8 protein-coding genes are annotated in these 15,095 nt (G+C 40.0%); all 8 read right to left on the bottom strand.

Annotated elements, in window-relative coordinates; all coding sequences use genetic code 11:
- Window positions 1-79: 79 nt before the first annotated feature.
- Window positions 80-3,028, bottom strand: a complete 2,949-nt coding sequence (locus tag DBK98_RS07130; RefSeq protein ID WP_032536843.1) for a glycosyl hydrolase 115 family protein — start codon at window positions 3,026-3,028, stop codon at window positions 80-82.
- Window positions 3,029-3,202: 174 nt separating this feature from the next.
- Entirely contained in the window at window positions 3,203-5,587 is a 2,385-nt protein-coding gene (locus DBK98_RS07125; protein ID WP_370539149.1) for a hypothetical protein, read from the bottom strand.
- Between the two features lie 26 nt (window positions 5,588-5,613).
- Window positions 5,614-7,041 carry a RagB/SusD family nutrient uptake outer membrane protein gene (locus DBK98_RS07120; RefSeq protein WP_050503223.1) on the bottom strand — a complete coding sequence of 476 codons (1,428 nt, stop codon included), beginning with the start codon at window positions 7,039-7,041 and terminating at the stop codon, window positions 5,614-5,616.
- 68 nt (window positions 7,042-7,109) lie between these two features.
- Window positions 7,110-10,517: a TonB-dependent receptor gene (locus DBK98_RS07115; RefSeq protein WP_032536841.1), complete on the bottom strand. Its 3,408-nt coding sequence runs from the start codon at window positions 10,515-10,517 to the stop codon at window positions 7,110-7,112.
- 116 nt (window positions 10,518-10,633) lie between these two features.
- Complete coding sequence (locus DBK98_RS07110; RefSeq protein ID WP_032536840.1) at window positions 10,634-11,644, bottom strand: FecR family protein; 1,011 nt, start codon at window positions 11,642-11,644, stop codon at window positions 10,634-10,636.
- A 53-nt stretch (window positions 11,645-11,697) separates the two neighbouring features.
- Complete coding sequence (locus tag DBK98_RS07105) at window positions 11,698-12,261, bottom strand: RNA polymerase sigma-70 factor (RefSeq protein WP_022011483.1); 564 nt, start codon at window positions 12,259-12,261, stop codon at window positions 11,698-11,700.
- Window positions 12,262-12,424: 163 nt separating this feature from the next.
- Window positions 12,425-13,864, bottom strand: coding sequence for an ATP-binding protein (locus DBK98_RS07100; protein ID WP_005810680.1), 1,440 nt, complete (start codon window positions 13,862-13,864; stop codon window positions 12,425-12,427).
- Window positions 13,865-13,890: 26 nt separating this feature from the next.
- Window positions 13,891-15,018, bottom strand: coding sequence for a sensor protein KdpD (locus DBK98_RS07095; RefSeq protein ID WP_005778793.1), 1,128 nt, complete (start codon window positions 15,016-15,018; stop codon window positions 13,891-13,893).
- Window positions 15,019-15,095: the final 77 nt, after the last annotated feature.

The following is a 15,095-nucleotide window of genomic DNA, read 5'->3' as shown; positions in this document are numbered from 1 at the left end:
TCAAAATAGGTTCTCTCTATTTATAGAAATAAAACAATTCCGAAAAGCCTGCATCCAAGAATGTTAATTAAAAATAATATCAACGGTAAAGAGTACTTTCAGGTCCCAAATATGATCTTTTGAGACCGCCCATATCAATTACTATTTTCTGAATCACTGTTCCGGGATCTCCACAACGAATCTGCAAGGTATGCTTGCCGGGAGCTTTTACATAAAGGGTTGATTTGTTCACCCTGCAATTCTTCAATACACTATCATACCAGATCTGCGAGTACTCTATGGCCGAAGTAGATGGGGTGGAAATAGAGCCATCGTCAATACGGACACTGTATTTTGTATCCGAATTGGTATGCTCCGGTAGTTTGTAATCCCGCTCAGCATGTAAAGGAAAAGTTGGTAGTACATAGGTATACACATCAACTATCCCTGCATTGAAAGTATAGAAATCATATTCTACCCTGGGGACCTCACCCGATCGGTACATCTGTAACGGAGCTGTCGGACTGCCTATTTGCAAGGCAGAGCCTTCGAAACCCAATCCTGGCAGTATGTGCATCTTAATGTCATTACTCTCAAATTTACGGTGAAAGTCAGTAGCAGGCAGAGATACATAACCATTTTCTTCCACAAAAAGTCCCTGTAACTCATCCCGTGCCGGAACCATCGGATTGAATACAGATACAAACACACGCTCTTTCTGCATCCCGGTAGAGAACTCTATCCCTCCTGTGACCTTCTCCCCTACGGGGACTTTATCCCAGTCGATAGATACCCGGATCCGATCCTCCGTAGAAGTAATGCCCGATTGACAGGACAAAACAATCCATTCGTCAGAGGCTACCGATTTCCAAGCCAATTTTCCACCTCCTTGATTATAAATATCGATCCAGTGACTTTTACGGGAATACGTGTTGAACGTAGGTAAAACATGACAACTGAAACCTCCCCGGTCCAGTTGTTCGCTTTCGGCCTGAACAGCTAATTTCGGATCACCTGCCGGCATATAGCATTCCTCCATCAAGGGAAGCATAAAATAAGAACTACTTCCATCATAATTTTGTCTTAGAGACATCATGTATTTCCACTTACCATTCAAGAGAGAATTATACCTATCGGTAATAACCTCTAAACTATCGTGACAACATTCTACTTCGCTTTTCAGATTATTGGCAGCGGCACGTTTCTGACGCACATACTGTCGGTACAGTTGCCCTGTCATATTCATTCGATTCATCAATTCAGCGCCTTTTACCGGATAATACAGCAGTTGGTACAGTGCGGGTCTGGCCGCCTCTTCTAATGTAACCAGCATATCTTCTGCCTTTTTACCGATACGCCGGTACTCTGCCAGACGTTTCCCAGCCTCTTCATAATTCGTAAAAGAAAATTCTGTATCAGTACGTTTTTCTCCTCCACCCCAATAATTATTCCAATATCCCCAACCCATATATTCAGGTTTTCTGGAAAAAGCCAGGTTTATATGCGAACAGGTAATATCCTCCAACGTATTGTAATATTGTTCTCCAAACATCTTTGCCAACCAACGGGCAGGATAGGTATGCACATTTTTTTCGTTAAACTGCTCAATATCATAAGCCATATCGAGAAAAAACGAAACTTGTACCTCGGAACCTTTCAGGTCTCCGCAATTCGCCAACCAAATACAATCAGCTGTAGTATCATACGCTTTGCGAAGTTCTTCATACATCAATGCCGGAGGAGTGGTGCTAAACCATAAATAGCTATGGGGTACTCCAAGGTAGGAAAGGTGATAATATACCCCCGCACGTCCCGCACGCTTTTGTTCCTGCGGGCCACTCAGCCGTTTCATGTAACCAAAGTTATCATCTGCCCAAATAATAGTGACATCTTCCGGCAGCTCCAGACCATTCGAATAAATATCCAATACCTCTTTATAGGGAGTAAATGCCTGGGGAATGGTTTCGACAGGCTTATTAATATGTTGGGCTATCAGATTCCGCTGATCCTTCAATGCACTCTCCAGCATCTTTACCTTCTCTTTCATCGGCACATTGCCACCTCCCATGGCGGCGTCATGTAATCCCCTTAAAGCTAATGTATATACATTCTCGTAAGTGCAAATTTCCTTCACACGATTGCTTAATATTTCGTTAATCTTATTCTTGTTAGCGTTATAATCCCACGGCCCCATCGTCTCACTATGCCACTCACTGGCTGTATTTAACAATAGAGGTTCACAATGACTGGACCCCATGACAATGGCGAATGTATCGGCTACCAGTTTATTCTCAGGAATCCGGTAAAATGCCGTGGATACAGGATGCATGGCTGGAGCCAGGTGGTTAGCTTTCAAACGCAGCAACAACTCGCAAATCTTCGCGTAGGTACGGGGACCTATATTACCACGTTCTTTCTCAAAGGTTTTAGCTGCCCAGGGCTTCAACCCCCAGTCTTCATCATTCAAGAAAATACCTCTATATTTCACCGAAGGAGTTTTAGAGTAAGTGGCCGGAGCATCAATATACAGTGCTTCATGCTTTTTTATTGGAACATCGGCCCACCAATACCAAGGAGACACCCCTATCATCTCGGAGATGGAAAACAAACCATAAGCAGCTCCCCTCCGATCACTCCCGGCTATGACCAGGGCTTTATCCACCCCCGGATAAGGTTTGTCGATCGTTTGAATCAGATATCGTTCCCAAGCCCCTTGCAACGGGCGTATATCGATTTTCCCCTTTTGCGCCAACTCCTGAATCCATTTATTCTTTTCAATAGTTCCGACAATAACCAGGAAGTTCGCTCTTTCACGCTTTTGGATTAACTCAGGCTTTCGGCCGGTCACTCTTTCAACGTCAAAAGCAAATAACTCTGCCGATTTTTTGATGACAAGTTCATCATTTACATCATAATAAATTTTGGCTTGTAACTCAGGAGTAGTCAAAACAAAGCTGGTCTCCCCCTCCGAAAGTCGCTCTTGCACACGAATCTGTGCGTAAGAAGTGCAGGCATACAAAAGCACTGCCAATAAAAATAAATGTCTCATTTTGTGTTTCTGTTAGTGTTATTTCATTCTATGCAAAGATAAGTATTCCTATGAGTAAGCCAAAGTTTCTCATAAAAACAGTTTCTTCAAAAAACATCCCCTATATTCATAAAACGAAACATATCACACATCTCGTTTTATGAATACAGGGGATCAATGAAAGTTATCGAATAATTAATAACCGGATTGCCCAAAGGCCCAATCACAGTATCCTTTGGGTAAAGAGCGGGATTTGCCACCAAAAGTCACAGAGAACGGTTGTTTCAAGTTACAATGCAGATTCACGATTTGTTTTTCATCTGCCTTTACTGTCAGTGTATTACCTTTTCCGGATACACGACAATTATATCCAACCACCTCACCATTTGGACGTTCTATCACAAAAGCATTAGTCAGTACCGTCTCACCAATACACTTAAACAGTTCGTGCACATCATTATCCTGAGAGTTAATCGTCTGCCAGTCACTAATCATATTAACATATTGTTCGCCAATAATTAATTTCCGAGTATCATATAAACGCGGCTGAGGATTACCAAAACTTAACGAATCGGCCGTAAAACGCGTATCATGGCTACACGCCTGAACAGCTTGTACATAAGGGTCTACCACAAAAGCCCAGCGTAAATCACCATTTTTATAGTCTATCAAATTAGAAAAGGCACCCATTGCATTGAATGTCTGTTTCAACCACTCTTCATCCCCGGTCAACAAATAAGCATAATAAGTAGCATAACCTCTCCAACCACTCCAACCATGAGGAGAGTTAAACATATTAGGTAGCATTTCCACATCATATTGAGCTTCCCAATAGCGCATAGTCCCCCCACGACGACGCCCATCAGGAACTCGAAGTTGAGTTAAACATGAATGACTTTTCAGAATCTCAAGCATAGCATCTGCATAATATTTTCGTAATGTTTCGTCTTTCTGCATCAATGCTAACATACCGATTTGAAGCGCAGAACAAGAAATCATGCCATCTTCAAAAGTCATTTCACCTTCAGTCTGAAAGTCACCACGTGAATGAACTAACTGATCAATAGCACATTTGGCTGAATTATAATGTCTTTCAGCAGCTGACTTCCAGCGACTATCTTTCTCCGCAAGTTTCTGCTCTGCTAAAGTTAGCTCTAAAATACTTTTAGCAACATAAATAACGCTTGTATATACTGTATGCCTGTTAACATAAGCTCCATCTTCACGCTGCCAATGGTCAATCAGCCAATCAGCCAACAAAGAAGCCTTCTCTAAATCTTCCATTTTTCCTTCAGCTTCATACTTATCAACTAACATTCCAATCGTAGTAGAAGTATTCTGAATACGAGAACCATAATACAATGGCTTCACCTCCTTTTTATCATGTAGTAAATCGTACAGAAAGTCAAATCGTTTAGCCACAGCCTCATCTATACTTGAATCAGGAAAATATCTACCGGCAATAAAAGCTGAATAAAATCCATACCAACTTTCCGCATGTGAGGTTGCTTTCTGATGGTATTTCATTGTCGCTTTACGTGCTTGTTCCAAGGTCCAACGCCAAGTGGCATGAGCCGTCAAAACTGCCTCAGATTCCTTATCACCATCAATCACAGTAGCCTGATACAAGCCAACAGTAGGTAGTACAACTTTAGCCAAATAACGTCCAACTGCCTTTTTTGTCAAAGTTACAAGAACCTGGTTTCCTTTATCATCCGTAACCTTAACTATTGGTTTTTCTCCTATCACTTCAAACTGGGCCTCTTCTCCAGGCCTATAAGCAGTTTGTTCCATCTGAATCAATGGAATACGAGCTACTTTATTAAGTGCAGTTTCCAAATTATCCAACGTACGAATATTAACAAAAGCAATTGTCCATGTCTTAGATTCACCTTGTTTCAACTGCCACAGATTCTGTGGATTCCTTTCGGGTAAAGGCAGGGCATTAATTAAATCCAGATTAAGTGATTCAATACGATGTCCCATAAACCAAAATGGTTTAGGATCCATATACCCTAAATTATAATCTACACTCCACGAAGCTATTGGATGAGGAGATACCAATGCCAATGTATGCTCTTTCGGAGTTTGCAGATATCCATAAAAATGTGTTTTCTCGTTACGCATTAATGTCGGAAAATATTTTCCAAACCAATCGGGGTATTTATCCATATAAGTATCAATGCCCAGCTTAAGTCCAGCTCTATCAGGCTGAAAAGGAACATTACCGTTATTGATCATAGTTACCGTCATAGCTGGCTGGTGGTTCCAGACATGATACAATATACGACATTCTACACCGTCGATAGCCGTACGGAAAGTATATTGTTCACCATCAGGTATCCACTTTCCACGTGTATCTTGTCCATCCATTCTGATATAAAAACATGGGCCATCATTTTTTTGGTTTTTAAAAAACGGAATCGTATCGCTACCTCCTTTCTCTTTAAAAATAAGCTTATCTGTATAACCATCTTGAGTGATATGCCATTCCCAATTGGAATTTTTCACTACGGTTTGCGCTGATAAAGGTAAAAAGCCGGCAAATAGAAGAGCCTGCAAAAGTTTTTTCATATAAATCATAATGTATGCAATTATCTCTATTATTAATACCCGGGGTTCTGAATAATCTTTCCTTTCCCCTCGTTAATTACTGATTGCGGTAATGGCATTAAAGTCATATAATCTTCAGCTGTTTGTGAATCTTTATACTTACGCGCAAATTCAATGTATTTACCATGGCGTATCAAGTCCGTACGACGAAGACCTTCAAACCAAAATTCATGTCCCCGTTCCAACAGCCATTTATCTAAGAAATCTTGTACATCTGTAAAATCACTCAGTACATATAATTTTAATCCGGCGCGTTCACGCACGGTATTCAATAAATCAACAGCTTCTTGTGTAACAGCATTATTTTTACGAACAATAATTTCAGAAAGCGAAGTCAAAACATCAGCATAACGATAAACGATCCAGTCAATCTGACTCTCAGCCCCAGTAGCAATCGGATCTTCTCCATATTTAATGGGAAGAGCACCTTTTAATAAAACAGTTCCTCTATTTTCTTTATTATAATGTACTCCATCTAACCCGATGAAATCGGCAGTCACTTTTTCTAAACGTTTATCAATAGGCTCGAATGTATCATAAAACGACCAAGTCATACGAAAGCCACCCCATTTCTGAATATTAGGATTCGTTGTCGGTACCTCACTTGAAAGAACATGTGCCAGCCACATCTGTGTATTCACTGCAGGATCGCATTGGCAAGCCCAAATCGTTTCTGCATTTTTTTCATTTTCTAACGTGAAAATGTCTTTATATTGTGGTACTAATTTATAGCCATATTCAGGTTTCATTAACTCACGTGCGCAAACTTCCGCCTTATCCCAATCTTTCTCGTGCATATACAACTTCATCAAAATAGTATATGCTAATCCTCGGGTAAAACGTCCATAATTAGGGTCACTGGGCACATAACTCGCAGGTAGCTCCAAAGCTGCTCTCAACTCTGTTTCAATAAATAAAACCGTTTCTTCTTTTGTCTTCCTGGGAATAATAATTTCAGTTCCAGTATTTTCCAATTCTTCCAAAGAAGCAATTTGGATAGGTCCATACAAATCGTACAACAAGTAAGCCAACCAACCACGAGCACAATGTAATTCAGCATTCAATTGCACCTTCTTTTCATCATTCATTGAAATATCCGCAATACGGTCTAACGTCAATGTCATTTTACTAATATCACGAACATACTTATAGTATTGGTTCAACCCAGAAGAGTTAGCCGTAAAGTTTACATTTAGAATATCCGGCCAATAAGAATCATTCCATTGGCAATCACCGATATCTGTTGTCATGTCAGTGGTAATCTGTACTCCGGTCCATGCGACATAAAAAAGATGGTAAGAATTAAAAGGAGTATATGCCGCCGAAGTCACCAAAGCTTCTGCATCTTCTTCTGTTTTAGGAAAGATATTCGGATTAATTACATTGTACATCTCTGATTCGAGATTCGTACACGAAACCATTATCCAAAAAGCTACCAAGCTATATATTAATTTCTCATTTTATCAGAATTATAATGTTTCACAATAGATTAAAATGTAATATCAATACCGATACTGTAACTTCTCACATTGGGATAAGCCCAAGTTGAGTTATCTGTTTCAGGATCTAAACCACCATATGGAGTGATAACAAACGGATTATTTACATCTGCGTATACACGCAAATTGGACAACACATTCTTCTTAATTGGTAGATTGTATCCCAACGTTATGTTGCGACAGCGGATAAACCAGCTTTTCTGCTTATAGTAATCACCAATCCCCCAAGTACTCCTATCCTGGAAAAAGCCGGGACGAGTAGCATCTTGATTATCATGTGACCATACCTCCGATGCGGATTTAGGCATATTATAGCCCCGGTAGATGTTCACAATTCCTGTCATACCACTGGAACCCGTTAACCATAAGTCTTTATACGAACCATAATTTACCTTATCAAACTGACCATACATATAAATATTGAGGTCAAATCGTTTATAACGTAATGTATTATTAAATCCGAACAAATAGCCAGGATCGTCCGAACCATAGAAAACCTTATCTGCGTCATTCAGCTTACCATCCGGCTTTCCGCTTTTCTGTGGTTTGCCATCCTTATCCACTTTAATTGAGCCATCCTCATTATATATAAAGCCATCGATATCTTTAATCTTTACCTGCCCCGGAAGTGCACCCGGCATATGTGAAATACTTTCCCCTACCTGAACTAATCCGTCTGATAAAAATCCATAACTACCTCTCAAAGGCGCATGATAAATAGAATAAGCCGATGGTTTCCAACTTGAGTCACGTTCTTTCCACTTATCACGATAGAAAGAGAAAGTTAAATCCGTTGTCCAACTAAAATCACGTGTATTAATATTATTTGTATTTATCGTCAACTCTAATCCAGAACTTTGTGTTTTACCAATATTAGCAGCTATTTTATCAACTTCCTGATATGAAAGTAAAGTACGTTCACTCAACAAATCGGATATTACTTTATAAAAATACTCAGCCGTTACATTAATCTTTCCATTAAGAAAGCCTAAATCCAAACCCACATTCAATTCACGTGAAGTCTCCCACTTGATATCAGGATTACCAAGTTGACTCAGATATACTCCATTATATTCAGTTTCTGTATCTCCAAACATATAGTTATTACCTACCTGATAATAACTGATTGCCCTGTTACCGATATTGGAATTACCAGTTTCACCATAACTAACACGAAATTTACCATTTGATAGTACATTGTTCAATGGTGTCATAAAAGATTCTTCAACAAAACGCCAACCCAAAGCTACTGAAGGAAAATAGCCCCAACGATGTTCCTTTGCAAAATTTGAAGCACCATCCGCACGTAATGTAGCTGTCAACAGATAACGGCCTTTAAAAGAATAGTTAAAACGTCCAAAGAAAGAAGCCATTTCATTACGTGAAGCAGAAGACCCCACACCCGGTTTAGGAGCATTACCTGCACCCAAATTATGATATAAGAAACCATCAATCAGAAAACGATTATTCGAACCGTCTAAAGATTCATCACTAAAAGACTGGAAAGAATACCCGGCAATTGCCCCAAAATCATGATCACCGATTTTTTTATTATATGAAGCTGTTAATTCCATCAGAAGGTCCAACTTATCATAGTGAGACACAGCCGCACTTCCTCCCTCTTTTTGTCCATACAAAGTAGTTTTTGGCAAATAGGTTTGACGTTTCATGTAATTGAGATCCATACCGAAATTTGCTTTCAACTTTAAAGCTTTTATAGGCTCTGCCTCAACAAAAGCAGTCGCCAACAAACGGTCTTTCAAACTTTTATCCGTAATTTCAAGTAACGACACTGGATTAGGAAGAAAAGAAGCTGCACTATTAAGTACGTAGTCTCCATCTTCATCTTTAATTGGTAACAAAGGATTAAATTGTGCAGCTGAAACCATAATAGAAGCATTCTCATTCTGTCCGGCCCCCAACGGAACATTATCATACTCATTACGGGACATTGTCAAATTCACTCCCATCTTAATAAATTTACTGAGCTCTTGATCCAGATTGATTCGGAATGTATATCGATTCATCTCATTCTTTTTCACAACTCCCTTTTGCTTAAAGAAATTACCTGAAACCAAATATTTCGTCTTTTCTGAACCACCGGTTATCGATATATTATGAGAAGTTTGAAAACCCATACGGGTGATTTTATCAAACCAATTAGTATCATTTGTTGGACTACTAATCTGATTGGGTGAATAAAGATCTTGGTAAGGAGTATTTGCTTCACTTTCTAATTTACCTCCATAAATACCAATTTTATTGGTCCGCATCCACTCTTCTTTCTGATAACGGTTAGACTGAATCATAAAGTCAGATGCACTCAACATATCATAGGTTTTAGCCATACTCTGAACAGAAGCCGTACCAGAATATTGTACTTTAGGCGTACCACTTTTCCCTCGTTTTGTAGTAACAATAATTACACCATTTCCAGCACGTGCACCATAAATGGCTGTCGAGCTTGCATCTTTCAGGACCTCTATCGACTCAATGTCATTCGGATTGATAGAGCCAAGTATATTATCCTTATTTCCGTCTTCATAACGTCCGGTTGATAAACTTCCCGGGTCACTCACAGGAAAACCGTCTATAATAATCAGGGGATCATTTCCTGCAGCAGTTGAAGATGCAGCTCCACGAATACGAAATGTTGTACCCCCACCCGGCTGGGCACTAACTGTGTTTACTTGCAATCCAGCAGCCTTACCTGCCAATGCATGACTTACCGTAGAGATTGTACTTAAGGGAGTATCATCCATCTTCACTGATGCTACAGCTCCGGTCAGGTCCTTTTTCTTCATAGTACCATAACCTACGACAACAACTTCATCTAAAGTTTTAGTATCTTCCTTCAGCGAGATAGTTAATTGATTCCGGTTTTTTACAGCTATATCCTGCTGTACATATCCAATATATGTAACCTGTAATACTGCGTTATCCGGCACTTCTAACTCAAAATCTCCATTGAGATTGGTAATTACTCCTGTTGTCGTACCTTTTACTAATACATTTGCTCCGATAATCGCCTCGCCACTGGCATCTTTTACAACTCCTTTCACTTTCTTTACCTTTGAAGCAGGCTTTTGCTCCACCGGCACAATAACGATGTAGTTGCCGTTCTTTTTGTATGTATAACCCGTATCTTTCAGGATGGTTGCCAATATCTCCAAGACTTCAGTTTCTTTCTGGTTTAACGAAACCTTACGGGAGACGTTCAGGTGTGAATCATTATAAGCGATTTTATACTTCGAAGATGCTTCGATCTTCTCAAACGCTTGTTTCAATGATACTGTTCCATCCCGAAACGTAACTTTCTGGGCATGTACTTGCAGAGAACCCGCCAACATCAAACCAAGGCAAAAGGTTGCCACTCGGATTGACCGATTTTTGTTCATAATATTATTTTTTTTAGTTAAACAATAGCCGTCCTTTGGCGACTTTTACAATAGGACAGTCTGTTATTTAACTACACCCAACGACAAAACGTTAACAAAAGCTAATATTTAAAATCTTATTCGATATAAATATCTTTCCCCTCTATCTGATATTCAAGTCCCGGAATCATTTCTTTGATCAGCATCATTACATTTTCTATCGACTCATTAGGATAAAAATGAATAGTTAGATTATTGGATTGATAAATAGAAGTCTGTAAATGTACCTGAACCGAATAGGCGCGTTCTAAGGTCTGTATCACTTCTTTAAACGGACTACTACTAAAATATAAACCTCCATCTCTCCAATCAGAATAATCAGAAGCTTTTACCCGTTTTCGCTCTATATGTCCGGTAGACGGGATATAAACGATTTGATCATCAGGCTCCAGTAAATAGGATGAATTGGAACGATTCAGCAACATACGAATGGATCCTTCTTCCAAAGTTGTCACGACCTTATCGATATTAGGATAAGCATTTATATTAAACTCCGTACCAAGTACACTGATTGAAATAGAGTTCGTTTTCACAATGAAAGGACATTCTTTATTTTTCGTTACTGAGAAATAACCTTCACCGGCCAGATAAACTTCACGTTCATCTCCAATGAACGAAGATGGATAAACCAACAGAGAACCGGAATTGAGCCAAACTTTCGATTGATCGGGTAAGATAATTTGTTCCCTCTTCCCATTATTAACATAGTATTGGATGAAGGTCACATTACTGAGTTCATTCTTGATAGTAAGAGTTTCTGTATATAAATAAGCAGAACCGAATAAAAGCAATAGAGGGATGATGATAGATGCAGCAACCCAAGTCCACCGGGGAATACGGAAACGCGGAGAGTCCGGTTCCAACTTCACAGAGCTTCCTCCAATCTGTTGTTCCAGCTTCTCAAACGCTCTTAATGTTTCGTGTTCATCCCCTTCCGGAAAACCGATCTGTTCCCAAATACCAGACAAAGCCTCCTCTTTCTCTTGCTTGCTGTTTGTGTCGGTTAATCGTTTATACACTCTCCCCGCCACCTCTTCCGATGCCGGATGATGGAAAAAGTAAGTGATTATATTTTTTAAATAACTCATTCTATTAGTAATTTATAATAGGACGTATAAATCCGAGTTTATCCCTAACCGTATTAACATAAATAGAGAAAAATAAAGAGTAACAAAGCATTTTTCAGTTCTTTCAATGCCAGGTTAAGATGGTTCTCAACTGTTTTTTTACTTATCTGCAACTTTTCCGCTATTTCTGCATTGGTAAGCCCAGCCTCCCGGTTTAACCGGAAAATCGTTTGCCGTTGAGGAGGCATGTTCTCTACCACCATATCAATCAATAATTGCAAATCTTTGGCAACTAACTCTTCGTAAGGTGTAGTATCCGTAGACTCTTCCACTGAATCAGCCCTTTGATCATCCTGACGATTCTGCCTGGAACGCAAATAATTGAAAGTTGTATTTTTAGTCAAAACATACAGATAAGTACCAAAGACTTCCACTTCACGAAATCGTTCCCGATGGGTCCACAGCTTAAGAAAAACCTCTTGTGCCAAATCTTCCGTTTCACTCTCTGATTTAACCAATCCCATAATAAAAGAGCGCACCTTTGGATAATAACGCACAAACAATGTCTTAAACGCTATATGGTTTCCTTGTGAGAATTGGACGACCAGCAATTTTTCATCTGCGATTTCAGAATGCATTATTATACCTCGCTTAAAAGATTAACTTAGACAAGTATCAGATTATATATCAATACGCTGACAAAAATAACAAAAAAAGCTTAATATAAAGATGTTATAAGTTGTTTTTTCCGGAAAATGCCCTACAGAGCCACAAGTTCACCTCTGTCATTTACAATCATCATCAAGCCTTCAGTCTCATCACGAAGCAGCTCCCCTTACCCAATTCGCTCTGTACGGTCAACGTACCTCCATGTGCTTCTACAAAGTCTTTTGAGATAGACAATCCTAAACCACTCCCCTGCACCTTGGTGCCCGGCACACGGAAATAACGATCAAAAATACTTTGGTGATATCGCGGATCAATACCCTTCCCAAAGTCCTGGACATAGAGTTCGATATACTCTTCTTCACGCCGTGCACCAATCACCACCCGTCCATTCTCTTTAGAATAGCGGATTGCATTGCTCAAAAGATTAGTAAGCACCCAAGCTATCTTTTCACTATCCACAAATAACTTAGGTATCTTCTCTTCAGGGTACTCCACTTCTATCTGTATATTGAATTTATCGGCCTGTACCTGATTGGCCTTAATGGCATATTCAATCAGTTCGATAGGTTTTGTAATTTTCGGCATCATCTGAAGTTTACCGGCTTCCACCTGAGTCATATTCAGTAATTCTCCGGTAATATCAAGCAAACGTTGGCTGTTATCCTTTATATTCTTTGACAGCTGTTCTTGTTCTCCATTCAGAACTCCTACCCTCTTGTCCTCCAATAGCTGAAGGCTCATCATAATGGCAGAAATGGGGGTCTTCAGTTCGTGAGAAATAGTGGAAATGAAGGTTGTTTTTGCCGAATCGAGTTCCTTAAATTCTGTGATATTTTTCAGCAAAATGACGTCTCCCAAATTACGGGCTTCTCCTTTTTCTGCCTCTGCATTCTCAATCGGGATATAAGAAGCCTGGAAATAACTTTCTTTATTATCCGCATAGATTTTCAAGGGTTCATTCTTTTCGCCGGGAGTCACCAGTTCACGTATCAGTCTGCGCAGCAGATCATTCTTCAAAGAAAGTTCCTCAGCCGAGTGTCTAATCACATTCTCACGCTTCATATTGAGCACATTCAGTGCTTCATTATTAATAAAAAGAATTTCCCGTTCGGTATTCAGCCCGATAATCGGTTCATGGATACTATTGACTACAGCCTCAAGAAATTTTTTTGCAGAAAGAATATCAGCTAACGTACTGTCACGATATTCTGTCAGTTTCTCTGCCATACGATTAAAACTATCGGAAACCTCCCTGAATTCTTCATACCCCTTCATATCCAATCTCTTTTCATAATTATGATTGGCTATTTCCAGAATTCCACGAGTCAGTTCCTTTACCGGTCTATTAATGGAGCGGGGTAGCCAAATAAGCAGAACCAACCCCGTCAAGATACAAATACCACCCGTTATGGAAATCCATAAAAGAGCACGTTCCAGAGCAGGCATAGCAACCGGACTGTCAGGTTCCGTAGCCGTCAAAATCTGAAGATTAACCACTGAAAGTGTTACCAGTAAAATGATCATTCCGGCCAATATTCCAATGCCGAAAAGTAATTTGGTTTTTATATTCATAATCGATAATGAGACTAAATCATTTTTTATGCAAGTATAATCAAATCTACGTTCGCTTGTGCCAGATTATTTAAAAATCTGCGATATTTCAATATTCCGCACACAGCGCCGGGCAATCGGAGGAAAGGGGATCCCATACAAACAGTGGATATTTGTTTTTCTTTGCAAACCTGTACAATGCTCTGCAATACATCTCTCGACTGCACCTGAACCACTTCTCCCCCCAACTCTGTCACCAGTTTGAAATGATTCAGCAAATGACGCTGACTGGCCAGATCGATACGCTCCATGCTCTCTTTGGGAGTCTGTACATAGAGTGCTACAAACGAGGTGTTGTACCGGGTAGCCAAACGGGCTGCTTTCCGTATAATACGCCGGGGAGCCTTTTCCTGACTACTGATGCAAGCCATAAATTTTTCATGACGAACCCCAAGGCCAATGCTCATCACAACTTCATTTTCCACTTTCTTCTCTACTCGCAATGCGACCTCTTTCAAGGCCAATTCACGGAGTTGCAAAATGTTTTCAGTCTTAAAAAAGTTATTGAGTGCGGTCTGAATCTTCTCCGCTTTATATATCTTCCCCGCTTTAAGCCTGGTAATCAGTTCTTCGGCTGTGAGGTCAATATTCACGACCTCGTCAGCCTCTTGAAGTACGCTATCGGGGATACGTTCCCGAACTTCAATGCCTGCTATATCCTGCACTTCTTCGTTTACACTCTCAATGTGCTGGATATTGACTGCCGAAATCACATTAATGCCTTCATCGAGCAATGTCATCACATCCTGCCAACGTTTCTCATTTAGACTTCCTTCCACATTAGTATGTGCCAGCTCGTCCACTATCACAATTTCGGGATGAATACGGATAATCGCCTCCAAGTCCATCTCCTCAAGCTCTTTCCCTTTATAAAACAGTTTCCTACGCGGAATAACCGGCAAGCCTTCCAATACGGCCTCCGTTCCGGCACGCCCGTGTGTCTCAATATATCCTATCCGGACATCTACTCCACTATCAATCAAATCGTGTGCTTCCTGAAGCATCCGGTAAGACTTGCCTACACCGGCAATCATACCGATGTAAACCTTGAACTTACCACGACGTGATCTCTTTATCAAATCGAGGAAATGCTGTACACTCTCTTCTCTATCCATATTTATTCATTTTTTATACTGCATAACCCGTAACAGTATCACTACTGCTACGGGCCGGCTAACAACTTCATGAGTTT

It is taken from the genome of Bacteroides sp. PHL 2737 (assembly GCF_004115325.2).
Lineage (GTDB): Bacteria > Bacteroidota > Bacteroidia > Bacteroidales > Bacteroidaceae > Bacteroides > Bacteroides hominis.
Note: the sequence above shows the minus strand (reverse complement) of the source record. Positions and strands in the feature narration are given on the sequence as shown.

Coding starts and splice junctions, on each gene's coding strand:
- DBK98_RS07130 (WP_032536843.1), bottom strand. CDS start 3,028: ATGAGACATTTATTTTTATTGGCAGTGCTTTTGTATGCCTGCACTTCT.
- DBK98_RS07120 (WP_050503223.1), bottom strand. CDS start 7,041: ATGGTTTCGTGTACGAATCTCGAATCAGAGATGTACAATGTAATTAAT.
- DBK98_RS07105 (WP_022011483.1), bottom strand. CDS start 12,261: ATGCATTCTGAAATCGCAGATGAAAAATTGCTGGTCGTCCAATTCTCA.
- DBK98_RS07115 (WP_032536841.1), bottom strand. CDS start 10,517: ATGAACAAAAATCGGTCAATCCGAGTGGCAACCTTTTGCCTTGGTTTG.
- DBK98_RS07100 (WP_005810680.1), bottom strand. CDS start 13,864: ATGAATATAAAAACCAAATTACTTTTCGGCATTGGAATATTGGCCGGA.
- DBK98_RS07095 (WP_005778793.1), bottom strand. CDS start 15,018: ATGGATAGAGAAGAGAGTGTACAGCATTTCCTCGATTTGATAAAGAGA.
- DBK98_RS07110 (WP_032536840.1), bottom strand. CDS start 11,644: ATGAGTTATTTAAAAAATATAATCACTTACTTTTTCCATCATCCGGCA.